The 25,657-nt window shown below is 43.6% G+C and carries 24 protein-coding genes; 11 read left to right on the forward strand and 13 right to left on the reverse strand.

Annotation, left to right across the window (positions count from 1 at the left end; translation table 11 throughout):
• Positions 1-128 precede the first annotated feature (128 nt).
• From hisG to JMW94_RS06135, 6 genes are all read right to left on the reverse strand, one after another.
• Entirely contained in the window at positions 129-824 is a 696-nt protein-coding gene (hisG, locus tag JMW94_RS06110; RefSeq protein ID WP_201602943.1) for an ATP phosphoribosyltransferase, read from the reverse strand.
• Positions 825-954: 130 nt separating this feature from the next.
• Complete coding sequence (gene murA / locus JMW94_RS06115) at positions 955-2,223, reverse strand: UDP-N-acetylglucosamine 1-carboxyvinyltransferase (RefSeq protein WP_201540651.1); 1,269 nt, start codon at positions 2,221-2,223, stop codon at positions 955-957.
• Between the two features lie 105 nt (positions 2,224-2,328).
• On the reverse strand, positions 2,329-2,580 hold the full coding sequence (locus JMW94_RS06120; protein ID WP_010200621.1) for a BolA family protein: 252 nt from the start codon (positions 2,578-2,580) through the stop codon (positions 2,329-2,331).
• Positions 2,581-2,702: 122 nt separating this feature from the next.
• Positions 2,703-3,710 (reverse strand): alpha/beta hydrolase, encoded by a 1,008-nt coding sequence (locus JMW94_RS06125; protein WP_227685436.1) that lies wholly within the window; start codon positions 3,708-3,710, stop codon positions 2,703-2,705.
• A gap of 268 nt (positions 3,711-3,978) precedes the next feature.
• Positions 3,979-4,809: a BON domain-containing protein gene (locus tag JMW94_RS06130; RefSeq protein WP_087814772.1), complete on the reverse strand. Its 831-nt coding sequence runs from the start codon at positions 4,807-4,809 to the stop codon at positions 3,979-3,981.
• Between the two features lie 216 nt (positions 4,810-5,025).
• Positions 5,026-5,511, reverse strand: coding sequence for a YraN family protein (locus JMW94_RS06135; protein ID WP_201602946.1), 486 nt, complete (start codon positions 5,509-5,511; stop codon positions 5,026-5,028).
• A gap of 135 nt (positions 5,512-5,646) precedes the next feature.
• On the opposite strand from JMW94_RS06135, the gene rsmI reads away from it, so the two are divergent.
• Both rsmI and JMW94_RS06145 read left to right on the forward strand, forming a co-directional pair.
• Positions 5,647-6,615 (forward strand): 16S rRNA (cytidine(1402)-2'-O)-methyltransferase, encoded by a 969-nt coding sequence (gene rsmI / locus JMW94_RS06140; protein ID WP_201602949.1) that lies wholly within the window; start codon positions 5,647-5,649, stop codon positions 6,613-6,615.
• A gap of 54 nt (positions 6,616-6,669) precedes the next feature.
• On the forward strand, positions 6,670-7,689 hold the full coding sequence (locus tag JMW94_RS06145) for an adenosine kinase (RefSeq protein WP_201554850.1): 1,020 nt from the start codon (positions 6,670-6,672) through the stop codon (positions 7,687-7,689).
• Positions 7,690-7,828: 139 nt separating this feature from the next.
• On the opposite strand, the gene JMW94_RS06150 is transcribed toward JMW94_RS06145, so the two are convergent.
• Positions 7,829-9,151, reverse strand: coding sequence for an O-acetylhomoserine aminocarboxypropyltransferase/cysteine synthase family protein (locus JMW94_RS06150; RefSeq protein ID WP_201602964.1), 1,323 nt, complete (start codon positions 9,149-9,151; stop codon positions 7,829-7,831).
• Positions 9,152-9,357: 206 nt separating this feature from the next.
• Entirely contained in the window at positions 9,358-10,041 is a 684-nt protein-coding gene (gene nfuA / locus JMW94_RS06155) for a Fe-S biogenesis protein NfuA (protein ID WP_201602980.1), read from the reverse strand.
• An 859-nt stretch (positions 10,042-10,900) separates the two neighbouring features.
• Between nfuA and JMW94_RS06160 the strand changes: the two genes are divergently transcribed.
• The 4 genes from JMW94_RS06160 (at position 10,901) to JMW94_RS06175 (ending at position 15,471) form a co-directional block, all read left to right on the forward strand.
• On the forward strand, positions 10,901-11,860 hold the full coding sequence (locus tag JMW94_RS06160; protein ID WP_201602997.1) for an alpha/beta fold hydrolase: 960 nt from the start codon (positions 10,901-10,903) through the stop codon (positions 11,858-11,860).
• Positions 11,861-12,037: 177 nt separating this feature from the next.
• On the forward strand, positions 12,038-13,087 hold the full coding sequence (locus tag JMW94_RS06165; RefSeq protein ID WP_055125886.1) for a bifunctional nicotinamide-nucleotide adenylyltransferase/Nudix hydroxylase: 1,050 nt from the start codon (positions 12,038-12,040) through the stop codon (positions 13,085-13,087).
• 133 nt (positions 13,088-13,220) lie between these two features.
• Positions 13,221-14,618, forward strand: a complete 1,398-nt coding sequence (locus JMW94_RS06170; RefSeq protein WP_201603000.1) for a nicotinate phosphoribosyltransferase — start codon at positions 13,221-13,223, stop codon at positions 14,616-14,618.
• Positions 14,619-14,622: 4 nt separating this feature from the next.
• A complete protein-coding gene (locus JMW94_RS06175) occupies positions 14,623-15,471 on the forward strand; it encodes an SGNH/GDSL hydrolase family protein (RefSeq protein WP_201603003.1) in 849 nt (282 codons plus the stop codon).
• A gap of 140 nt (positions 15,472-15,611) precedes the next feature.
• Here the strand turns inward: JMW94_RS06175 and JMW94_RS06180 are convergent, their stop codons facing one another.
• Entirely contained in the window at positions 15,612-15,893 is a 282-nt protein-coding gene (locus JMW94_RS06180; RefSeq protein ID WP_011281173.1) for a type B 50S ribosomal protein L31, read from the reverse strand.
• Between the two features lie 467 nt (positions 15,894-16,360).
• Between JMW94_RS06180 and JMW94_RS06185 the strand changes: the two genes are divergently transcribed.
• Together JMW94_RS06185 and JMW94_RS06190 are read left to right on the forward strand one after the other, a co-directional pair.
• Positions 16,361-16,984, forward strand: coding sequence for a YceI family protein (locus JMW94_RS06185; RefSeq protein WP_201603006.1), 624 nt, complete (start codon positions 16,361-16,363; stop codon positions 16,982-16,984).
• 228 nt (positions 16,985-17,212) lie between these two features.
• Positions 17,213-18,301, forward strand: coding sequence for a GNAT family N-acetyltransferase (locus tag JMW94_RS06190; protein ID WP_201603017.1), 1,089 nt, complete (start codon positions 17,213-17,215; stop codon positions 18,299-18,301).
• Between the two features lie 116 nt (positions 18,302-18,417).
• On the opposite strand, the gene JMW94_RS06195 is transcribed toward JMW94_RS06190, so the two are convergent.
• Positions 18,418-18,852: a hypothetical protein gene (locus tag JMW94_RS06195; RefSeq protein WP_045447953.1), complete on the reverse strand. Its 435-nt coding sequence runs from the start codon at positions 18,850-18,852 to the stop codon at positions 18,418-18,420.
• Between the two features lie 503 nt (positions 18,853-19,355).
• On the opposite strand from JMW94_RS06195, the gene JMW94_RS06200 reads away from it, so the two are divergent.
• Positions 19,356-20,972: an FAD-dependent oxidoreductase gene (locus tag JMW94_RS06200; RefSeq protein WP_201603019.1), complete on the forward strand. Its 1,617-nt coding sequence runs from the start codon at positions 19,356-19,358 to the stop codon at positions 20,970-20,972.
• 138 nt (positions 20,973-21,110) lie between these two features.
• Here JMW94_RS06200 and JMW94_RS06205 read toward each other — a convergent pair whose 3' ends face one another.
• Positions 21,111-21,788 (reverse strand): TIGR00730 family Rossman fold protein, encoded by a 678-nt coding sequence (locus tag JMW94_RS06205; protein ID WP_201603021.1) that lies wholly within the window; start codon positions 21,786-21,788, stop codon positions 21,111-21,113.
• A 297-nt stretch (positions 21,789-22,085) separates the two neighbouring features.
• Here JMW94_RS06205 and JMW94_RS06210 point away from each other — a divergent pair, with 297 nt between their 5' ends.
• A complete protein-coding gene (locus tag JMW94_RS06210; RefSeq protein WP_201603023.1) occupies positions 22,086-22,973 on the forward strand; it encodes an alpha/beta fold hydrolase in 888 nt (295 codons plus the stop codon).
• A gap of 10 nt (positions 22,974-22,983) precedes the next feature.
• Here JMW94_RS06210 and JMW94_RS06215 read toward each other — a convergent pair whose 3' ends face one another.
• The gene (locus JMW94_RS06215) at positions 22,984-23,694 is read right to left on the reverse strand and encodes a putative quorum-sensing-regulated virulence factor (protein ID WP_201603031.1); all 711 of its coding nucleotides are present in this window, start codon (positions 23,692-23,694) and stop codon (positions 22,984-22,986) included.
• A gap of 208 nt (positions 23,695-23,902) precedes the next feature.
• Between JMW94_RS06215 and JMW94_RS06220 the strand changes: the two genes are divergently transcribed.
• Complete coding sequence (locus tag JMW94_RS06220; protein WP_227685437.1) at positions 23,903-24,505, forward strand: M23 family metallopeptidase; 603 nt, start codon at positions 23,903-23,905, stop codon at positions 24,503-24,505.
• On the opposite strand, the gene phoR is transcribed toward JMW94_RS06220, so the two are convergent.
• Entirely contained in the window at positions 24,502-25,605 is a 1,104-nt protein-coding gene (gene phoR / locus JMW94_RS06225; RefSeq protein ID WP_201603033.1) for a phosphate regulon sensor histidine kinase PhoR, read from the reverse strand. The genes JMW94_RS06220 and phoR overlap by 4 nt on opposite strands.
• Between the last annotated feature and the right edge of the window lie 52 nt (positions 25,606-25,657).

The following is a 25,657-nucleotide window of genomic DNA, read 5'->3' on the forward strand; positions in this document are numbered from 1 at the left end:
AACAAAACCAGTTTAGCACGCTATATCTATCTTATAGCGCTAAACTGGTTTAAAAATTTGTATGACAATGCTTGAGATTACCAATGATTAGTATCGTTTGATAAAGCATTGATTCATTAGGAATTAATTTATGAAGCGCTGGCAATACTATTTTTAAAGCTATCTAAAATCGGCTCAAGTAACGCAAATTTACGCTTGTAGCTCACTTGATTGACGATAAGGCGTGAGGACACATCGCAAATATGATCGCGTGCTTCAAGACCGTTGGCGCGCAACGTATTACCTGTATCAACCACATCGACGATCAAATCACCCAATCCGACCAACGGCGCAAGCTCCATAGAGCCATACAGTTTAATCACATCGACTTGCTGACCTTGGCTCGCAAAGTAAGCGCGGGCGACATTGACGTATTTAGTCGCAATCCGTAGGCGACGATTGGGTAGCGGCGCATCTTTTACACCAGCGGTCATCAGCTTACACTGAGCAATTTTCAAATCAAGCAGCTCATAAACGTGATTGGCACCATGCTCAAGCAACACATCTTTACCCGCCACCCCAAAGTCAGCCGCGCCATGTTCAACGTAGGTTGGCACATCGCTGGCACGCAAAATCAATACACGCACATTCGGGTTTGAGGTTGGGAAAATAAGTTTGCGTGAGGCTTCAGGATCTTCTAACAATTCAACACCAGCTGCGCGTAGCAGTGGCATGGTCTCTTCTAGAATACGGCCTTTTGATAAGGCCAGTGTTAAGCCTGAAAACTCATCATTTACTTCATTTAATAAACCATCATTTGGTAGGCTATTGCTTGCGTAAGTCATAATGACATCATGTCCATGTACAGTTAACACCCCCGCTGAAGGGGGCTTTTAGTGGTAGGTTACTAAGCTATTCATATCAACGCCAATCGTATCAATCATTCAGATCATGGATTTGATAAGAAAATCGATATTAGTCATTAGTATTAATACGTTCGATATTGACCCCAAGCGCACGCAGCTTTTCTTCGACATGCTCATAACCACGATCGATATGATAAATGCGGTCGATTAAACTTTCACCTTCAGCAGTTGCCGCTGCCATCACCAATGACATAGACGCACGTAAATCAGTCGCCATCACAGGGGCAGCGGTGAAGTTTTCGACGCCTTTTACTACGGCCGTATGACCATCTACTTGGATAGAAGCGCCTAGACGATTAAGCTCAGGGACATGCATATAGCGGTTTTCAAAGATATTTTCGATAAAGGTACTCGTACCATCCGCCAGACACGCAATAGCCATGACCTGCGCTTGCATATCGGTTGGGAAACCTGGATGCGGCTGAGTACGGATATCAACCGCTTTAGGGCGACCTTTCATCTGCGCACGAATCCAACCATCACCAGTGGTAATAATGGCACCCATGTCTTCGAATTTTTCTAATACAGGTGTTAGTAATAGCGCAGAGGTGTTTTTAGTCAACACATCGCCACGCGTCATGAGTGCGCCAGCAAGGTAAGAGCCAGTTTCGATACGATCCGGTACCACTGAATATTCACAACCGTGTAAGCGCTCAACGCCTTCGATGGTCATGATAGAGGTACCAATACCGCTGATTTTAGCGCCCATAGCGACCAACATATTGGCCAAATCAACGACTTCTGGCTCAAGTGCACAGTTGCCTAAGACGGTCGTACCTTTGGCAAGTGCGGCTGCCATAATGACGTTTTCAGTACCGCCAACGGTGATCATATCAAAAGAGTAGTTACAGCCAATCAGCTTGCCGCCTTTTGGTGCTTGTGCTTTTACATAGCCATTTTCGACGCTAATTTCAGCACCCATCGCCTCAAAGGCTTTTAGGTGTTGGTCAACAGGACGTGAACCAATGGCACAGCCGCCGGGCAATGACACTTCTGCCTCACCAAAACGTGCCAGCAATGGTCCAAGCACTAAAATCGATGCGCGCATGGTTTTTACTAAATCATACGGTGCATAGAAATTATCGATATTCTTGGTATCGCAGGTGACAGTATCGTCCTGCTTTTGGATTTTGATACCCATGCCACCGATCAATTCAATCAAGGTCCGCACATCTTGTAACGATGGCACATTGTGCAATGTCGTTGGCGTCTCGGCCAATATCATAGCGGCAAGTAACGGCAAAGCAGCATTTTTGGCGCCTGAGATAGTAACTTCCCCTGCGATACGACTACTACCAGTGATTAAAAATTGATCCATAGAAGTGACAACCTAGCGATGAGTATTAAAATAGTGAAAATCAGACCAATCAAACCACGCCAATGTAATGGCCAGTCTAACAAGCCCAATCATATGTATAACGGTCTAGCCTTTTGACTGAACGTCCCATTCAGCAGGCGTCAATGCTTGAATATTGAGCGCATGAATATCGCCACTGGCAATCTTATCATTGACTAACGCATAGATCGCTTGCTGACGTTGCACGGCACGCTTACCTTCAAAACTGGCGTCAACCACGCGTACATCAAACTTATTACCTTGATTGGCAGCTTGAATAAAAGCGTCTGGGAAGTGAGTCTGTAAAAATGCAATCAAATCGTCAGCGTTCATGCTCATAGAATATTCTGCCTTAAAGTGTCAGATAGGGTATAGATTTAAAGTGACGACATTATAACAAGAGTTTAAGCATCTTACAGTACTGTCTTACGCAACTGCACCTAACTTCTGATTGCCATCCATTATTTGAGCATTTTATCCAAGTACGTCAGTACTTGCGCGCGTACATCATTGACCCAACGTAGCGGCGGTGCCATCGCACCAATACTGGTCGCATGACTGGCACCTTTTATTTCACCGTTTTCCACGGTGACGCCAGCCTCTTGCAACGCTTTGGTCATTTTAATCGTGTTGGTCGCATACACCACTTTGTCTTTTTCGGCAGTCAACAATAAATACGGGGGCTGCTCACCTTTAATTTGACGGTCTGGCATCACCTCATCTGGCGTAGCATCAGCAGCAAAGGCGGTGGCGCTATCAAATTTACGGAAGTCATAACTATAAGGACCAGCAATACCAACGACCGCTTTAATATCCTTTGGCTTAATACCATAAGGCGCTAAAAAATCTTCATTGGCGACCGCTGCAACCGCGTTAAATGCACCAGCAGAATGTCCCATTACCGCCAAGCGTTTAGGATCAGCATGTAAGCTAGGAGCATTATTGATACTCCAAGCAATCGCTTGCGCCGTATCTTTGACATAATCAGGGTATACATGCTCAGGCGCTTTACGATAATTAATCACAGCGGTAACATAACCTGCTTGCGCCAAACTCTGACCGACAAAGGCATACTGTTCTTTACTACCACTCTCCCATGAGCCACCGTGGACAAACACCACCATCGGATAGCTATCATTAATCACACCATCGTTGATGGCGCTTTGGGCTTTCATCGCTTGTGCTAATGGCTTGGGATAATAAATATCCAAATCTTGATCAGGCTCATCACCATAGAGAATGTTTTTGCTGACGCCAACGCCGCCACTAGCAGTAATGCCATTAACGATAGCGAGTGGCGATAGGGCTTGCGCATTCTGGGTGGCTAGGGCAACGCTACCCAGTGCTAAGGCGGCGACACCTGTGAATTTTAGAATGCCTACTTTGCTAGCAGTATTATTAATCATGCTTTCATTATTTATTTTTTGACGACTTTTATTATATTCTAAGCGCTTATTTGCATCCTTCATTGCCAGTATCCCTATTATATTTATACATGGATCAAAATTAACAGCACTGCGACAGCCGTTTTATAAAATAATCACTAATACTGTCTCGTCTATTCTTCGCTTTTTATATCTTACTGGCTGGCTCAGACGTTCTGGTGTTTTTCCTGTTAACAGTGTTTAGGTTTATTGTCATTAAACACGATTTAAACTGACGGGGCAAATAGCTTACCCTACAAGCTATTTAGCCACTGTTTTATTAATAAATAACAGCTATGTTTTAGAACACTTTTTACGGATCTTGATATAGGTCTATATATGGGCTTGATGACGGTTGCTCAACGGTTGTGCCATCTTCGGTCACGACGATAGGAGTCGATGTGCCAACGGACGCTGGCGCTTCAGAATTATTAACGCTAGCAGCATCCACAACGACTGGCGCTGAAGCAGGATTTACCAAGTTATTTTCAGACATAATGTCGTCTTTACTTATCTTTACGCCCCTGTCATCAACGACGGTCGTCAGCAGCACCAGCTCAGTCACACCAACGGTGCTATTGGCAATATCGATTAGGTGACTCTGCTGAGTCGGTGTCATACGTCCCATAATATAAACCACACCATCATTGGTCACGGCTTTGATCTGTGAGGCTTTGACGCCATCACTCGCGGCGACTTTTGCCAGCAGCTTTGAGGTGATATAGCCATCATGAACCGTCGAGCTATAGCCTTTAGACGCGCTGACGTTTAGCTCATTATAGACATGACGCACATCTGGCATAGAGCTGACGACTTTTTCGACTTCCACTTTGATGGCCTCAGTGGGTACTTCACCTGTCAATAACACTTCACTATTAAAGCTATCAATACCCATACGACTGGTTTGCTGCAGGTCTTCTTTTAACCCATAAACATTGATTTTGACGGTATGTTCGATACTGCGATCCAGTAGTCTCTGCGGAATGGTACGCTCTGTCATCGGTACACCATACGTACCTTCTGTACTGTTGGTCAAATAATTGGTGGTACAGCCCGTAGTGACGATGCTGGTCATTAGCATAACGCCTATCGCGGTGCGGCGTGATGAGCCAAAAATAGCAGTGCGCAAATGCATCCGTGTCATGATTTACCTCTTAGAACATGAGTGTGACGATCGTATAAAGTCAATTGATTGAGCCAGTTTTAATCTAATAACATTTGTTTTGACAACTGTTAATTCAGTTAATAACAACTTAGCTACTTTACTTAATTTTTACTATCAGCGGTTAGGTTTTTGGTAACGCTCACTCGATGATAAGTACTTACTACCTTCTAGTTGGGTAGCTTTTGCATCCTAATATCACGTATCTGCTATAAAAGCACCTTTGAGCCATTGTGGTTGATTTGCTATGTTTTGACCACTAGTCTTAATATGAGTACCTACCGTATCATAAGCGATGACATCGAACCGGCAGTCATAATCCTCATACTCAGGATGCTGTTGCAAAAAATATTGCGCCGTTCTAATCACTTTACGTTGTTTGCTTGCCGTCACGCTCAGTGCAGCACCACCAAAACCTGAACGCTGCCGTTGACGCACTTCGATAAATACCAATGTCGACCATGCTGAACCTGTCTCCAGCATAATCAAATCCAGCTCACCCACTTTGGGCTGCTGCCAGTTTTGGGCAATCAAAATCAATCCTTGCGATTGTAAAAACTCACACGCCTGCTGCTCGAACAGACTGCCTTGGCGCTGCTTTGGTGAAGTGAGGTTCAAAGGTTTATGACTGGACATAAGGTCGATAGGTCTGGTTAACATTTCAGAATTATCATAGCACATCATGCTAAACTAGCCACTTTCGCGTGCAGATGCTGGTATGGTGTTTTATGCTTTGCTTAAGTTCTATTTTTGACCAGTTTTGTCAGTCAGCGCGCCACATTATATTTTCATTCCCGCTTTTAATACTCCGAGGTTTTCATGTCCAGCCCTACCGCGATGCCAGCTTGTCTATATATCGTTGCCACGCCGATTGGCAATTTAAGCGATATGACGCCGCATGCCATTGATGTTTTAAAGCAAGTCGCCATCATTGCCTGTGAAGACACCCGTACTTCAGGTAAGCTATTGTCGCATTTTGGCATTGATACCAAAGGCAGTAAAGCCGACGACGCAAAAGAGTCAGAAGCTCCTAACACTAAAAATAATACCGATAATAACGTAACAGACGCTGATACCGCGACCAAGCAAAAAGGTCATAACAAGCTTTGGGCATATCATGAACACAATAGTGCCATTCAAACACCCAAAATTATCGAGATGATCGGGCAAGGTCATTCGGTTGCTTTGATTAGTGATGCCGGTACGCCACTCATCAGTGATCCAGGTTATCAACTGGTACAGGCCGCTCATGCCGCAGGCGTTAGAGTCTCTCCTATCATTGGTGCCTCTGCTGCCATTGCTGCACTGTCAGTCGCAGGATTGCCCTCAGACCGCTTTAGCTTTATTGGGTTTTTACCCGCCAAAACCCACGGTCGCCAAAAGCAATTAGCAGCATTAAACACACGTACTGAAACATTGATATTTTATGAAGCGCCGCATCGTATTATCGCCAGTTTAGAAGACATGGCGGCGGTATTTGGCGCAGATCGTGAAGTCACTTTTTGCCGTGAATTGACTAAGACCTTTGAGACTGTCCATAAAAGTACCCTTGGGGATTTGGTAGAATTTGTCAAATCTGATGACAATCAACAGCGCGGTGAGATAGTCGTGGTCGTCGCTGGCGTGAATGTGGCGCAGGATGCGGATGACATCAGTATTCATGATAAATTATTGCAGCGCTTGCTTGAGGACTTATCGGTTAAAAAAGCCGCTGCATTGGGCGCTGATATCACTGGCGTCAAAAAGAATGCGCTATATCAGCGCTTACTTGAGCTACAAGCTGAATAATTTTTGGATATTAATATTAAAGACAGTTATAAAACCATTGAGGAGAAGTGAGCAATGTACAATGTAATGGCGATAGGCAACGCATTGGTTGACCATGAATATGTGCTGTCAGATGCGGCGCTAGAAGAGACTGATTTGACCAAAGGCAATATGACGCTGGCAGGTATCGACGAGCAACAGCAATTATTGGCGTATTTTAAGCTGGCAGAAATTGCACCATCAAAGCAGGCTGGTGGTGGCTCAGCGGCCAATACGATGTATACCTTTGCTAGTTTAGGCGGCAAGCCATTTTATGCCTGTCGCGTCGGTGACGATCAACAAGGCGAGTTTTACCTCAAAGACTTACATGAAGCAGGCGTTGCAACTTCAGAGAAATCTATCCATGCAGGCGGAGTAACGGGTTCATGTGTGGTCGCAGTGACTGAAGATGGCGAGCGCACCATGCAAACTTATCTTGGTACTTCAAGCGAAATCACCGCAGAAAATGTCGATTTTGATGCGCTGACACAAGCTGACTGGTTATATATAGAAGGCTACTTGGCCATGACTGAGAGTATTCAGCCTGCCATGACTCAGTTGCGTCAACAAGCAGGGATTCATTCTGCAAAAATTGCCGTAAGTTTTGCTGATCCTGCCGTGGTGAAGTTTGCCAAAGACGGTTTACTCAATATGCTGGGCAATAAAGTGGCAGTGATATTCTGTAATAGTGAGGAAGCCAAACTCTTTACGGACAAAAAACAAGTCAAGGCAGCCGCACGCGCACTGCTTGAGTATTGCCAGACGGCAGTCGTCACTGATGGTGCCAATGGTGCAACGATCGCTCATAAAGCTGATGATAAATCAGAGATTGAGATTTATGAAGTTGCTACACCAATCGTTACTAATGTCATTGATACCAATGGTGCCGGTGATAATTATGCAGGCGCATTTTTATACGCGTTGTCGCAGCACTATAGCTTGCCTGAATGTGGTCGTCTTGCCAGCGAAGTGGCGGCGCAGGTGATTCAACAGTTTGGACCACGATTAGCCTCACAAGATTATAGAGATATTGCAAAGCGTGTACTATCTGCTTAACTTATAAAAATCTGTCATTGCTGATAATAAAAAAGCCCATATCGATTGATATGGGCTTTTTTATTATTAATTATGAGACAAATTATTCAGTTCACATTGCTCAGCTCACATGGCTCAGTTCAATAAAAAGCGTTTAATACTAAGCCGAGGCTAATGCTTGCGCAAGATCCGCTTTGATATCTTCGATGTGCTCGATACCAATTGATAAACGAACCATATCAGTGCTTACACCTGCATTTTCGAGCTCTTGCTCATTGAGCTGGCGATGCGTGGTCGTCGCTGGATGACAGGCTAGTGATTTGGCATCACCGATATTGACCAAACGAGTAATCAATTGCAGCGCATCGATAAAGCGCGCACCTGCTTCTAGACCACCTTTGACTCCAAAGGTCAAAATAGCAGAAGGCGTGCCTTTCATATATTTTTTGGCAAGCTCATGCTCAGGATGATCCGGTAACCCTGCATATTTCACCCAAGCAACTTTATCATGGTCACGTAGATATTCTGCAACGGCTTGGGCATTCTGTACATGGCGCTCCATACGTAGACTCAATGTCTCCATACCTTGCAAAATACCAAAGGCATTCAATGGGCTAAGTGCCGCGCCAGTATTACGCAGCGGTGCCACACGAGCACGAGCGATAAAGGCTGCTGCACCCACGTCTTTGACAAAGTTCACACCGTGATAACTATGATCTGGCGTATTCAATAAGGGAAAACGCTCAGGATAGTCGCCCCATGCGAATTTACCACTATCGACAATCGCCCCACCAATCGAGGTACCCGTACCACTCATATATTTAGTCAATGAATGAATCACGATATCCGCACCAAACTCAAAAGGACGACATAACGCAGGCGTGGCAACCGTACTATCAATCACGACTGGCACACCATATTCATGAGCAATATCACTTAATGCCTGAATATCTACGATATTGCCCAATGGATTACCGATACTTTCTGCAAAGACCATTTTGGTTTTGTCATCAATCAAATCACGAATCGCCTCAGGGTTTTTGTGGTCAAAGAAGCGGACTTCGATACCTTGACGCGGCAATGCGTGGGCAAATAAATTATAAGTACCACCATACAAGGTCGACACAGCAACGATATTATCGCCCACTTCACAGATGGTTTGAATCGCATAAGTGATGGCTGCCATGCCAGATGCTACTGCAAGGGCACCGATACCACCTTCGAGCGCCGCGACGCGTTCCTCCAACACGGCATTGGTCGGGTTCATAATACGGGTATAGATATTGCCTGTAACTTTTAGATCAAACAAATCAGCACCATGCTGAGTGTTATCAAAAGCATACGAGCTGGTGTGATAAATAGGCACTGCGACCGCTTTAGTCGTTGGCTCAACGCTATAACCGGCGTGAATCGCCAAGGTTTCAAGACGTTGAGGAGTCGCTGATTCTTGGGCTATTTGCTGGGCTGCTTGTTCGTCACTCATCATATATTCCTTTATTTCGATAAAAGTTATTAATCAATAAATGACTAATCAACAAATTATTAATTAACAATATGTCACTGAAAATTCAGCTAAAAAACAATCTACCAAATCATAGCAATAAAAAAAGCCAAGTTCATCAAAACTTGGCTTTTTAATTAAAATAACTCTTCAGACATTACTTAACGCTTTGGCTTTTACTGAGATTTCTATTTATAGTAAGCGTTTTCTGTACGGGTATGATCGGTTTCATCAATGACTTGGGTCAGCTCTGGAATTTGTTGTTTCAGCTGCACTTCAACGCCTTGACGTAAGGTCATGTCAACGGCTGAACAGCCTTGGCAACCACCACCAAACTTCAATACCGCAGTCAGACCAACGCCTTCTTCATCAATCAGTTCAAGCAACTGTACGTCGCCACCATGCGCCGCTAAGCCGGGATTAATCTCTGACTGCAATACGTAGTTGATACGCTCTTCGACACTGGCATCCGCACCCACTTTAGGCACTTTAGAATTTGGCGCGCGGAAGGTCAGCTGACCACCAAAACGGTCTTTATTATAATCAATCACCGCATCCTCTAAATAAGGAACAGACGCCGCTTCGATAAAGGCAGAAAAACTGTCATACGTAAAACGCAGGTCAGCGCGATCCTCTTCGCCCGGTTGGTTATAAGCCATACAGCACTCTGCACGCGGCGTACCTGGATGCTCAACGAAAATACGCACGCCGATACCATCGGTATCCTGCTTGGATAACAAATCTGCTAAGTAGCTTTGGGCTGACTCAGTAATAGTAATATTGCTTTTTGCTACAGTTTGCTCAGTATCTAGCGCTGATTCATAGTCTGCTGACTGATCTAGTTGGCTCTCAGCTTGGTTGTGCTCACTCATAATATGTCCTATGCGTTATGACACAAACGCTATATCTGTCATGGCTACTGTGTCGTGAATTTAAAATTAGGTAGCGGGTATAAGTTATGCGGGTTATCAATCATTACGGTCTGTTGTCTTAAAATACGGACTGCCGTTGTTATAACATTTTGCTCAATTTATAGCAGCTATTATAACGTACTCAGACGACAATTCCGACTGCGCTACTGTGAATTAAACCAAAATGCTCACAAATGACTGCTATCGGTTTTATCAATGCTTTATTAACAATGACGAAATAGTTACGATAAATAGCGCTTATCTAATGATTGATATATCCCCTACTATATAAAGACAGCAACCGTGATTATCAAGCACCTAGAACACTAACTAACCACCTACTTTCTTCCCCATGCTACGGTATGTCTAACAATGTGTAAGACCATACAACCAAAGCACTTATCATGCTTGCTATTTTCTAGCGCTAGTTTTAGATCTATTTACAAGGTAAAGTGTGTTGTCCTAAATATCTTTTTATAGGTTTACTTATTGATTATTATATTAGGCATTCTTGTTGCCCTTATTATAGTCGTCGCGCTTTTAGTACCGGAGGGTGTTGACTATACCAAAGCTGTAAAAGAAATTATGTCTCGCTATATCAAAATTCATGTAGCGTTGGTATTTTTTCGTCATCCATTACTCCAGTTGACATTCTTTTATATTGACTATAGAGATCGCTTAGATATCGAAGAAAAGAGGATGTTCAAGCGTTATTTTATAACGCAATTTTTTAGCATCTTTATATTTATTACTATAGTTTTCATTGTTAAACATTACATTTAAGCTAGCAGAAATTTCATATTTTAGTTGAATCAATCTTATGATGACACAAACACTGAATCTAGTAACGACCAAAGACGACGAACAAGTAGCCGTTTGGAAGATTGTAGATAGTACAAAAGACGAAACAAAGAGCGATACCCCTACCACCAATACCTTTGTCATAAAATCGCAAAACATATTTTTGACGCACGGCACGTTTTCGGACAAACAAACCTGTTTGAAAATCGCTGAGTATCTAGCCCGCCTCGGTCATCATTGCTACATCATGGAATGGCGCGGTCATGGCGCAAGCTCAATACCCAAAGAAAAGTTCAACTTCGAAACGGTTGCAACCTATGACTATGAAGCGACTTTTCGCTATCTTTTTGAGGAATTAAAACTCGACAATCTACATTGCGTCACCCATAGCGGCGGCGGAGTTGGTTTAACGATGTTTTTGATCCAGCATCCCTGCTATATCGATAAGATTAATAGCGCCAGCATGTTTGCCTGCCAAGCTTATGGCGCTGCAATAAATCCGATAAATCATACTAAAATTCTTGTAGCAAAATTATTCACGCGGCTGGTTGGCTATATCCCTGCTAAAAAAATCAAGCTAGGGCCTTTTAATGAAAGCTATCATATGATGAACCAGTGGTACGACTGGAATCTACAAAAAAACTTTAACAGCAGTTTTCTTAAGCAACGTACATTTAATACAGCCAGCATGGATACATGCGCCGCTGATGATGCACCTTTAGACTACCGGCAACAGATGCCAAAAATCACGATACCCATCTATGCTATCAGCGCAAAAGGCGACAATTTCATCTCCCCTACTCGTGGTTGTCAGCTGTTTTTTGAACCCTTTAAAAACTCTGCCAATATCTTTCGAGAATACTCGCTCAGCCATGGGGATTTGGACGATTATACGCACAGCCGCATTATGATTAGTCGTAACGCCGCCCACGAAATTTGGCCAACAGTTGCCGCATGGATTGAGCAGCATGCCCGTTAAAATAGCGGTGCGGTTGTAGCCTAACTACAGCATGGTACGGACTATAATCAGAAACCGCACACCTCTAAACATCTTTATACTTGTCAGCGAGTGATAGGCTGTGTCAGTATTGGCGTCATTACTTTTTACTCAATAAATTTTAACCAATGAAATATCCGTAGTAGGAAAGTGGCGTATATGAGCGAATCATCAGAGCAAAGTTCAGCTAAAGACAATAAACACTATCGTTATTTGGTTTTTATCGGGCGTTTCCAGCCCTTCCATCGTGGACATAAAGCGGTCATCGACGAAGCATTGAAGCGTGCTGATAATGTCATTATGTTGATCGGCTCTGCTAACTTACCGCGTAGTTTACGCAATCCCTTTAGTGTCGCTGAGCGTGCTGCCATGATTAAAGGCGCATATTCAGCAGCAGAAGCGGCACGCATTCACTGCGTTGCTCTAGATGATGCACTCTACAACGACACGCGCTGGCTACAGTACGTGCAAGCAGGCGTGAAGTCTGTCACTGGTGACTTGCAAACTGATATCGGCTTGATTGGTCATTCCAAAGACAGCTCCTCGTATTATTTATCGCTATTCCCCAACTGGGCGTCCGTCTCTGTACCGAGCTATCACAATCTATCCGCCACCCCAATTCGTGATAGCTACCTAATGGGTGCGACCCCGACTCCTGAACGCACGCCTGAGTCGACGCGCAAGGTTTTGAATGACTTCAAAAAGACAGACGAATATCAAAATCTGCACGAAGAAGCCGACTTTATTGATAAATATAAAAGACAGTGGGAATCAGCGCCTTATCCACCAACCTTTATGACAGCAGATGCCCTAATTGTCCAGTCAGGACATATTCTATTGGTTGAGCGCCGCAGTATGCCAGGGCGCGGACTGTGGGCATTACCAGGTGGATTTTTAAACCCCAAAGAGACCTTGTTTGATGCCTGTATCCGTGAGCTACGTGAGGAGACTCGCCTAAAAGTCCCTGAGCCAGTATTGCGCGGCTCTTGTCATAGTCAGCATACCTTTGATGACCCATATCGCTCAGCACGTGGTCGTACAATTACTCAAGCCTTTTATTTTCAACTTAAAAATGACCCAAAAGGCTTGCCAAAAGTAAAAGGCGGCGACGATGCAGCCACGGCTTTTTGGCTACCACTCGCTGAGCTTGACGCCACCATGATGTTTGAAGACCATTATGCAATTATTACTAAAATGGTTGGTTTATAGAATTTTATCAGACGATTATCCGATTTTTAATTAACAATTTTCCACGCCCAAGCTGATAGACAGCAAGGGCTAACCGCCGTAACTGTTCTTTCATTAACGCAGCTACGGCATCTCAAAGCAGAGGAGTTCTGTGATGTATACCAGCAATTTAAACAATTTAATTCTAAATAGCGACAGCTACAAAACCTCACATTGGGTGCAATACCCAAAAGGTAGTGAGTATCTGTCCAGCTATATTGAGGCGCGTAAAGGCGACTACGATGTGGTGTTCTTTGGCTTGCAAGCCTTTATTAAAGAATATCTAAGCACGCCAATCACTCATCAAGACATTGATGAAGCCGAAATGGTCATTCAAGCACACGGTTTGACCTTTAACCGTGCTGGCTGGGAGCGTTTGGTTGATAAACATGGCGGCTACATGCCACTGCGCATCGAAGCCATCCCTGAAGGCAGCATCGTACCCGTGTCCAACGTCGTCTGCCAAGTTATCAACACTGATCCTGAGTTTTATTGGCTGCCAAGCTATATCGAGACTGCTTTGCTTCGTGCTATCTGGTATCCATCAACCGTCGCTAGTGTCTCGCATTATTGCAAAGGCATCATTCGTCAAGCGTTAGAAAAATCTGCGGACAATACCGAATCGCTCACTTTTCGTTTGCACGATTTCGGCTCGCGCGGGGCATCTAGTCAAGAGTCTGTCGCGCTCGGCAGCTTAGCGCATTTGGTGAACTTTGCTGGAACCGATTCGATGACAGCGTTGGTGGCTGCCAGCCGCTGGTACCACATGGATAAAGACATGCCGGCGTTTTCTATTCCTGCCGCTGAGCATAGCACCATGACCGCGTGGGGTCGTGACGGCGAAACCGCTGCTTTTGCCAATATGATTGAGCAGTTTGGCGGCGCTGGTAAAAGCTTCTCAGTGGTCTCTGACAGCTATGACTTATGGAACGCCATTGATAATATTTGGGGCGGCAGCCTGAAAGACGACGTCAAAAATATGGGCGGGACTTTGGTTATCCGACCCGATAGTGGTGAGCCTGCCAAAGTGGTTCGCGAAGCCTTAGAGCGCTTGGCAGTAAAATTTGGAACGACGATTAATAGTAAAGGCTATAAAGTGCTGCCTGATTATGTACGTGTCATCCAAGGAGATGGCATTAGCCCACAAAGCTTAACTAAGATCATTGAGGTGATCATGAAAGCAGGCTTTAGCGCAGAGAATGTGACCTTTAGTATGGGCGGTGGTCTATTACAACAAGTCAACCGCGATACCATGAGCTGGGCGATGAAAGCCAGTGCTATCTCTATCGATGGCACATGGACAGACATCTATAAAGACCCGATTACCAGCCGCTCTAAACGCTCAAAGAAGGGACGTTTGGCGCTGGTCAAAAACAGCAATGGACAGCTAAAAACCATCAAGGCTGAAGACCTATCTGCAGACGCAGATAACCTACTGCGTGATATTTATGTCGATGGTAAATTATTAATTGAAGACAATCTCACCACTATTCGGGAGCGTGCAGGATGGTAGCAATATGATAAATAGCAATAAAATCGCCTCGGTGGCAAGAGATGTACTGCTTGCTCCTATTTATCTTTATCAAGGGCGCAAAATTAAGCGTGATACGGTACGTCTACCTGAGCCAAATGGTGAAAGGCACGGGCAAGTTCAATTAAATGACGCGATTGAATCGCTAAAAGAAGCGCACAAGCGAACATTAAACCTAATGATCGTTGGCGATTCGGCGGCGGCTGGCGTCGGTAGTGAGACGCAGCAAGAAGCGCTTGTCGGTAACTTAATTCCTGTTTTGACGCAGCAGTCTGCTATCCAAAATCAGTTTGATATACTGAACTGGTCATTGCAAGCGACGACGGGGCATACCAGCTTTGATATCTTGCGTAGGCTTTATGTTCTACCCGCGCCTAGCCAGCCTGTTGATGTGATGGTGCTGAGTGTCGGCGTCAACGACACCACCTCTAAAGTCTCTGTGGATAAATGGCAACAGCAAATTGAAAGTATTATCGCTATTGCTCAGCGTAAATTTGGCGTGCGAGAGTTGATTTTTTTAAGCCTGCCGCCGATGGCACAGATGCCTGCGATACCTGCCCCGCTAAGTAACTTTGTGGGTGCTAAAGCCTCTATCCTTGATAAGACATTGCAGCAAGTTTGCGCCGCTCATGATAGTGTCACCTACATGGCCACTGACTTTCCACGAATGATAGCAGAGCATTCGAACGGTACTCCAATCGATATCAAAGTGATGTTTGCCAGTGACGGTTTTCATCCTAGCAGCCTCATGTATGGCTATTGGGCGCAGCAATTGTCAGAGTTGATTATACAGTTACTGAATCCTTCCCCTTACGATGGTGAGTTGACTGATTAAAAACCATTGAGGCGTTACTTCTAAAAATCTAAACAAAAAAAACCGCTGAATAGTCAGCGGTTTTTTTATGTTCTTAATACTATAACTGTGCATGTTTGAAAAAACACATGCTCAAAATAATATCACGCAATACGTGTGAATTATTCTGCAGCGTCAGTATCAGCAGCTTTCTTACGGCCACCAAATGCACCAAAGCGTTTGTTGAAGCTAGCAACACGACCTTCAGTAGAAGTTTTGCGTTGTTCGCCAGTATAGAATGGATGCGACGCACTTGAGATATCAAGTGGGTAGTATGGATATTCTGACCCTTCGTATTCACGAGTGGTTTTGGTTTTAACGGTTGAACGAGTTAAGAAAAAAACGTCAGCGTTAGTGTCATGGAATAAAACTTCTTGGTAATTAGGATGGATATCTTTACGCATAATAAACTCTCTATGTCCGATGTATGTATAGCGCTCTTGAACACCATCTTAGACGATGTGTCAAGCAAGTCATGACATACGTAACTGAGGCACTAAGGGACATTGATAAGTATGGCAGCTGCGTCACTGGCTTATTCCAGCACCCAACACCATTCCTCTGCTCACTTAGCCTTTCCCCAGCGGGAAAATCAAACCGCGATTTTAACGGTTTTTACCGCTAGACGCAAGCAGCAGTTGTGAGTGATATATGTGATAAGTTGTCACCAAAATCTCTATTTTGTTGAGAGGTATACGGTATGTAAGTATAATATTAAATTAGTTTAAATAATCAATAATTATTTTAAGTTTAGATTTATTTAATAATTTATTTTTGATATTCGTCATTTGTCAATGATGATGGATACCGTCTGATGTCGCCTCATTAATCAAGCACCCACTATTTATAAACACTCAATAAGGACAATATAATGATAAATACTGTTATGAAGAATAGCGCAAAAGCCCTGCTTATCAGCTCAGCACTGGCAGTCACCACTGTTGCAAGTGCGGCATTACCTAGTCAATGGCAATTAGACGACTCGCACACCCGTGTGGGATTTTCTGTCAATCATTTAGGATTTTCGACCACCATGGGTCATTTTAACGACGTCAAAGGGGTCGTTAATTACGATGTTAAAGCACCCAGTAAAACCAATATGAGCTTCACCATTGCAACCGATAGCATTGACACCAATTGGGATGCACGTGATGAGCATTTAAAAAAGGCTGAATTTTTTAACGTCGCCAAATATCCAACCATGACCTTTAAATCAACCAGCGTAAAATTTATAAATCCGCAACAAGCCAAGGTCACAGGTGACTTTACTATGTTAGGTCAAACCAAACCATTAACTTTGGATGTGACTTTGAATAAAATCGCCAATAGCCCTCTTACCAAAGAGCCCGTTATTGGCTTCCGTGCAACGGGTAATATTGATCGCGCAGCCTATGGTATGACAGCTTTCGCAGATGGTATTACCACCGATGTCCCGATCCAAATCGATGGTGAGTTGATAGAGAAAAAAGCGCAAACCAACAAAAAATCTAAATAAGTCTAGTTTTTAGCCAAGCACAAATCGCTACTTCCTCTACATACTCTAAAAAAAGCAGCCATCATAGTGGCTGCTTTTTTGACAATAATGAATCAACTCACTCGACATTTATATATATTCAATAAATCACATAAATACTTTCCATTTGCTTGTTAACCTCAGTTTTTATTGTTATATTCATATATACGGATTTACGAATATAAAACATAACGCTGAGGGAGCAGAAAGATGGATACAGTACAGGTAGACTTTGCCGAGATAAATAAAGACTGGGATAAAAACATCGCTGATTATCACTTTGATATTTATCACTTATCTGGTTGGATTGCTGCGTCAGCTATTGTGGATAAAGGCACTCCTCAAGGAGTGATTGCCACTTATAACAATAAAAAAATCTTTTTACCTCTCATTATAAGAGAACTCGACTCAGAGCATTGGGATGCGACTTCTACTTATGGTTACGGCGGTCCTGTCATGGACAAGTCTCTCACTGATGCCGAATTAGACATAATATTGGCAGAAGTAAGGGGCTTTCTCTTAGCAAAAGGCTGTGTGTCTTTATTCATGCGACTGCATCCAATCATCAATAAAGAGTGGCTACCAACGGTCGGCAAAGCACTCACTCATGGATTGACATTGATGTCTGACTTGGGTAAATCTGAAGAGGAGCACTGGAGTGAGACTCAAAATCGTCATCGTAGAGGCATTAAAAAAGCCTTAAAAATGGATGTCGTGACAAAAATTGAGCGTTTAACCAGAGAGAATGCAGTGATGTTTTCCAATATTTACAAAGAAACGATGGCGCAGGTGAAGGCAGATCAGTACTACTTCTTTGATGATGATTACTTTTTTAATCTGCTCGAAAATTTGCAAGACAGAATACTACTGATAACTGCCTATCAGGATAATAAAGCGATTGGTTCTTCTATCTACACAATCTGTAAAGAATCGGGCATTATGCAATTTCATCTCGGAGGCACGCTCAACGCCTATACCCATCTACAACCTTCCAAACTTATTACCCATGTGGCTCGTGATTGGGGTCGAACCAATCATTATAAATTACTACATCTTGGCGGCGGCGTAGGCTCTAATCTAGATTCTTTGTATGAGTATAAAAAGGGGTTTAGCTCACAAGAGTTATTATTCAAAACTTATAGACTCGTCGTTAATCCAGCAAAATACGCAGCATTAGTCGCTGATAGCTGGTTCACCGAAAATGATTTACGCTCCGACTTTTTCCCTTTATATAGAAAAGAGCTTACTAAAGAAACTATCTTGGAGACTGAACAAGCTGAAGCTTTGGCAGATATTTGATCGCGTTATTTTACTATTTTAATCAGTCAAGACAATTAGCATCAAAAAAGCAGCCATCGTAATGGCTGCTTTTTTGATGCTAATTGTCTTTCATTTCGGTAGACAATGGGCTTACTTTACTTGGTTTTGACGATGTGCCAAACGCCCAGTTTATTGTCGCCATCTTTATCGCCCACCTTTGTATCATTGGCATAGAAATATAACGGTTTACCATTTACCGCCCATTGATACTTGCCATCTTCGCGCTGAAACGCTGCAAACTGCCCTGAAGCTTTGGCATTACTCGGTGCCATAAATGCGGGCCAAGCAATTAGACAGGCACTACCACACTCTGATTTGTTCATCCCATCTTTGTCAAAGGTATATAAGGTCATGTGATTGCTTGCATCGACTAACATGCCGTTTTTACTCGCGACTGGCGCGGTATTTTTATTGGTGGCTTGTACATCATGCATGCCAGAATCATCATTGCCGAATACATTGTTTAACGTAGTACAACCAGTAAGCGTTAAAACACCGGTGAGAGCCGATAATATAAGCATACGTTTCATAATAACTTCCTTGTCATTTTGATTGTGATTGTGATTGTCATCATAAATTCTATTTGGATTTTTCTCATTGTCAGACGATTTAAACGGCAAAAAAACCTACCGCTGACTTTGAGCAGTTTTAATATAGCATATGCAACCGCGCAGTCGTTTCTATCCCTATATAAATTTACAAAAGCTTATGTATTTGCAAATTGGGTAAACTGGCATAGCCATTCATTGACAAAACTCACGTATCTACTTACGTATTTGCCATCATATTGGTTGTCATTTTTCGTAGAATACCCTATACACATTAAGAATTACTACACAATAACAAATATGACCGTTACGGCTTCATATGCATATTGAACTTGACGTCCTTTGCACGCATATCAATAGTTATAAACGGCTTGGAACAACATCCATTAGGACAAAAATTTTAAAATAAGATTTTAGAATAGAACATTTAACAAATACGCCGAGCATGACCTGCTGTAACTGCTATTAAGGATATAACAACGACAATGACTCACTCTTTCATTAAAAACCCAGTGAAAAACCAAGCGCACTCTGCCAAACGTGTCGGCATTCTTGGTGGTGGTACGGCAGGAGCAACCATTGCTATCCGCCTTGCGGCATTGGGGCTTGAAACTTATGTATTTGAAAAAAACAAATCGCTGATTGATGGTCCACCGATGTGTCACTTGCATGCTGGCGGCAATCTATACCGCGAAATTCCTGATGAAGATTGTGTGGCTCTCCTCAAACAATGTATCGATATATTGCGCCTTTATCCTTATACCATCGATGTTCGCCCAACAGTATTTGCCGTACCAACTCGCGATGAAGGCTTGCCAGAAGACTTGCTACCACGTCTAGATATCTTGACTGATGCGTATCGTAAGCTTATCGCCGAAGATGCTAATAACAAAGTGTTGGGCGAACCTGAAAACTATTATCAGCTTTATAGTCATGAGCAACTCATTGCGCTGTCAGAACGTGAACAAGTCACTGTGCCGCGGTCGATTGATGAATGGATGATACCAGTCGCTAAGTATTTGGACTTAAATAAAGTCAAGTTTCCACTGATTGTCGTGCAAGAGTACGGCTGGAATATTTTTCGCTTGGCGGCCTCTGCACAATTGGCCTTAGCAGATTATGAGCATGCTCACGTCTTTACCGATACACAGGTTAAGCAAGTCATGCCTGTTGATTGTGAAAACTGCTCAAACGCAGACCATCATGTCACTAAATGGCGTATTGATTATCAGCAAGCTGCTAGCTCTGCAACTAAGCTTACAATCGAATCTGAGACCAAAAGTACAACTGAATCTATCGAAGTGGATTACTTAATCAACGCTTGCGGTTTTCGTACGGGCGTCATCGACGATATGGTCGGGGTCAAAGTCACGCGTATGGTCGAGTTTAAATCTTCTTATATCACCCACTGGGATAATACTGGCGGACAGATACCAGAGATTATCGTTTATGGCAGTCGCGGCACACCTGAAGGCATGGCACAACTCACGCCTTACCCCAGTGGTTATTTTCAAATACATGGCATGAGCAAATTTATCACGCTATTCGATGATGGCTTGGTCGCCTCTAGCAAAGACAGCGCCCAACCTAAGCTGCCGCCGCAGTATGTGCACTATATCGAAGATGGCTGGGATAAAGCACCGTTACAAGCGCGTAGTCAGCAAGCGATTGATTATGTGGCGGAGTTTGTGCCGACCTTCCATAGCGCACGTACTGTCGGTAACGCGCTATATGGTGGGCAGCAAATTCCCGGTGAGGACGATACGCTGCGAGTGGCTGATGTAAGCTTGTACTCTAATATTCGCTATGCTCGTGCGGAAAACGTCAAAGCATCATCAACTTTGATTGCTGCCGATCAAATCGTTGATGAATTGACTGAACTTGGCTTAATCGATCATGACACGCCAGCCAACCGCAATCGTTATGCTCATAATTGGGCGTATTTGACAAAACACGATAGCATGGCGATTGATAAAGTCGCGCGTACACTGGCTGAGCAACGAGGCTTTCCATTAGCAATGGCTGATGTGAATCACGGTATTGGCGAGACAACTTTAAAGGGTTTCAACACGGCTAATGATGCAGGTGCTACTGAGATATAAAAAGCGTTCTATTAAAAATTGAACAAAAAAAGGAGAGAATGGCTAACGATCAGCCCTTCTCTCCTTTTTTATAGATGAAAACATTTATATATAAAAGCATTTACAGATCAAAGCATTTATAAATAAGAATATGTACTCTTAATTACCAGCCATTTTTTCGGTATCGACTGCATCGTCTATTTTTACGACTGTTTTTAATAGCTCAATGGCTTCATTAATCGTGTTACATACCACCAAACGCTCCAAATCTTCTTGTTTCATAAAACCTTGGTCAGCCGTATATGTTAAGTGCTCGATCATACGATCATAGAAACCATTGATATTCAGAATAATCATCGGTTTTTCATGTTGATAGAGCTGACGCCACGTGGCGATTTCCATAATTTCTTCTAAGGTACCAAGCCCGCCCGGCAAGGTAATAAAAGCATCGGCATACTCCGCCATCACGGTTTTGCGAGTGTGCATGGTATCGGTTAAATGCAGGCGAGTCAGCTGCTCATGAGCAATCTCATGTTTGAGCATAAAGGTTGGAATCACACCGACCGCTTGCGCGCCGCCTTGAATCACCTCATCTGCAACGGCACCCATCAGCCCGATGCTCGCGCCGCCGTAGACCAAACCCATGCCATTGTCAGCAAGCGCACTACCCAACTCGCGGGCTGCCTGCTCATAGACTTCATTATTGCCCAAACGCGAACCACAATAAACCGCTACCAACGGCATCGTTAACGTTGATTTATCCACTGCTTTTTCAATATTGGTAATGTCTTGACTGGTAATGACTTCATAAGTGTCATTGTTAATTTTCATTTGCATATAGCTTCCTTAATTTTTATATCGATTGTTTTTGTTAAATACTCGTTAAAACCCTAATGGATAATACCACCCCAGATAAATAGCATAGAACTTGAAAGTCACAATTGAACGCCTTGCTTGCCAGCATTTATCTTAACATAAGCGATGCTATCAGGTGGCTATCAGGTGGTTATCAGCTAATTTAAGCGGTTTATCACTACGTAATGACTACATTTTGAGAGCAGATTATTGATAAATAATTGCAAATAAATAGCCACTCCACACCGCATAGAACCCTAACAATATGAAGGTTAAAGCATGGAAAATAAACAGTGTCAGACGGATATTTACTCACTGAGCATCATGACTGAGCGCAATCAGGCACTGGCAGCGACTGTCTACCGTCCTAAAAATGAGGTAAAAAAAGCGGTTATGCTCGCGCCAGCAACGGGTATCAAGCGCCAGTTTTATCACAATTTTGCCACTCACTTAGCAGAAAATGGCTTTGGTGTACTAACCTTTGACAATGAAGGCATCGGTGAATCGCTGTCGTCTGCATTGGCTAAATGCGATGCATCGCTGATTAGCTGGGGTCGCCATGATATGCCAGCCGTCCTTGATGCGTTGCAAGATGAATTTTCCGACGCCACTTATCATTTAATTGGTCATAGTGCAGGCGGTCAGCTGATTGGTTTGATGCCAAATTATAGTGCGCTCGCTTCAGTGTTAAATGTCGCCTGCTCATCAGGTCGTATTAAAAATATGAGCATGCCCTATAAACTCAAGGCGATGGGTTTTATGGATGCCTTTATTCCACTCGCCAATTTGACGTTAGGGTACACGCCGTCAGATAAAATTGGTATGGGCGAACCGCTACCACGGGGCGTGTCTCGGCAGTGGCGCGAATGGTGTAATGGCGCAGGCTATATCAAAACAGCCTTTGGCAAAAGTATACAAACGCACTTTTATGATGATATTACTATGCCATCATTATGGCTGGGGTTTAGTGATGATGACATTGCCAATAGCAAAAATATGGATGATATGATTCGTGTTTTTACTAAAATGCCAGTTGAAAAGCACTTTTTACATCCCAAAGACTTTGGTCTAAACAGCATCGGTCATATGCGCTATTTTAGTAGCAGAACCAACGCTAAAGCACCACAGCTGTGGCAAATGGCGATTGATTGGCTAAAGAATCAATAGACTTCAGAGCCTATTTAACTACGGATTCGTCTATTGATTCTTTCATGTTTGCTGCCTGTTCTACTTTGACACGCTTGGTTAAGACAGAATAAAGCGACGGCTGCATATTATGGATATTACCCAGCATCCATTTTACGTAGCTGATTGGCACGTCTTTAATCAGCGTGCCTTTATGTTTGCCAAAGGGCATTTTGCTCACTGGATTGGCTTTATTAACGATAGCATGGACAGCAGCAAAATCCGTCGGTGCAATGGCTAGGCGCTCACAACACGCCTGATAGAGCAGATAACACATACGCGCATCACCCAGCGCATCATGAGCGGCAATCGTCATCCTGCTTGCTTCCTCTTTGCCTAATAATTGCTCGATACATTTGGACTGACCATAAGCACTCCACTCTGGAAAAGCCACACGCGCCAACCGAACCGTACATATCAACTTAGTAGATGGACTGCCAATAACCCGCCAATCAAAGCGGACATTATGTCCGATCAAATACTGCGGCAACTCAAACGCCTCTAAATCAAAGCGCTCAAGACCAGCGACATCCTCATCAGTAATGCCATGAATTCTAATGACAACTGGTGATATCGAACGACCACTATTAAAGTACTTCATCCATTCAAAACCCGTCATCGCATTAATAGTCGCCACTTGAATCGGACGCGGATCACGACCTTGGTCGGTTTCGGTATCGATAATCAGCGCAGTGTCAGTCATAAAAGTTCAGCCATGGATAACAATAATAGATAGCAATAATAGATAGCAATATTGGTATTTTATATAACGTTTTAAAAATACGTAAACTTTAAAAGAAGCGTTATATTTATGGGGATAAAAACTAGAGATAACAATGGCATACAAAGAATAGACGACTTCACTTATATAATAATAAGAAAAACTAATTTAAAAAACTAAAGAGAGATAGATGCCAGCAGATAGCAGTAACCCGCAATCAAAGCCAAAGAAAAAGCCGACCTTTTTAAGCCGTGTACTCAGTGTACTCATGAAAGCGGTCGTATTATTGATGCTATTATTTGTATTTGATAGGCTCTTACCCAGTATCAGCCAACAAACTCAGTCATTTGTGATGGCAAAATGGCAACAGCTCAGTTTATTACAGCAAGAACTACCGACGGAAAACAGCTTACCCAGTCCACTTCCAGAGCAACATCTAACAGATACATGGGGCGCTGCACGCAGTCAAGGTCGCAGTCATGAAGGTATCGATATCTTTGCCGCACGAGGCACACCAATACGAGCCACGACACAAGGCATTGTCAGAAAAGTTGGTGAAAATACGTTAGGCGGTCGTGTGGTGGTCGTGGTTGGACCAGGCGGCGCAGGGCATTATTATGCGCATTTAGAAGATTATGCAGATATTAGTCCAAACGACTGGGTCGATGCTGGCGATATCATCGGCTACGTCGGCGACAGTGGCAATGCAAAAGGTACGCCGCCACATGTGCATTACGGTATTTATATCAGCGGCAGTGCAGTGAACCCCTATCCACTTTTACAAAAAAATTAGGGTATCGCAGCTGATCTAATGTGGGCAGCTGGAAATACCATGCTGAACGTCGAGCCTACCCCTTCTACTGATTCAATTTGTAAATTAGCCTCATGCTGATATAAAACGTGTTTAACGATTGCCAAACCTAGCCCTGTACCGCCAGTCGCCCGACTACGACCTTTATCAATACGATAAAAACGCTCTGTCAACCGTGCGATATGCTCAGGTGCAATACCAATACCGTTGTCTTCGACGGCAAATCGGCAACCTTCTGACGTTTTTGTCCAGCTAATGGCGATATTACCGCCCTTGGGCGTGTATTTGATGGCATTAATCACCAGATTAGAGAGCGCACTATTTAGATACATCTCTGAGCCATACAGCCCATCATAAGTGTCTATCTGCAAGTGAATGGTATGCCCATACTCTTGATTGTACGCTTGCGCATCATCATAGACATGAGTCAGCAGTCTGGTCATGTCAATATAGTTGAGCTCGTGTGTTTCTTCGATTTCGATGCGAGATAACAGCAATAAGTCATTCACAATTCTATTCATACGCGCAGTCTGTTGGCTCATCAGCTCAAACCCTCGCTTCCAATGCGGCGGCATATCTGGCTGATCCGAAAAATTTTCTAGATAGCCCATCATGACGGTCAACGGTGTGCGTAACTCATGCGAGACATTCGCCACAAAATCGCGGCGCATCTCCTCCAAATGATGCAAGCGCGTCACATCATAAATAATGAGCAGCTTCTCGTCGCCAAAAGGCGTGAGCTCACACTTTAGATAACGCTTGGGCGCGCGCCACGAGACAATGTGTACACCATCCTGAGCACCATCGTTAGGGTTGGTCGTTGCCTGATAATACTGACGAAATTCAGGCGCACTAATAAAGTCAAAAATGCACTTACCTTTATCTGACAACTGTAACAACATTAAATCTTCGGCGGCCTGATTCCACCATTCAAGCCCATCATCGTCATTGAGCAAAACCACCGCATCACGCAATGCGCGTAGTGCGCTTCTAATTTTTTTGAGTTGATCCGTTGTATTCTGCTGAGTCGCTAGCAGTGACTTATTTTGTTGGTCGCCTTGAGCCGATATTAGGGTGTTCATCCATCATCCTTATCACTATTCGCCGTTTCTCACTGTGCTACGATTGACATAC

Origin of the sequence: Psychrobacter immobilis (genome assembly GCF_904846185.1) — a bacterium.
Classification (GTDB): Bacteria; Pseudomonadota; Gammaproteobacteria; order Pseudomonadales; family Moraxellaceae; genus Psychrobacter; species Psychrobacter immobilis_B.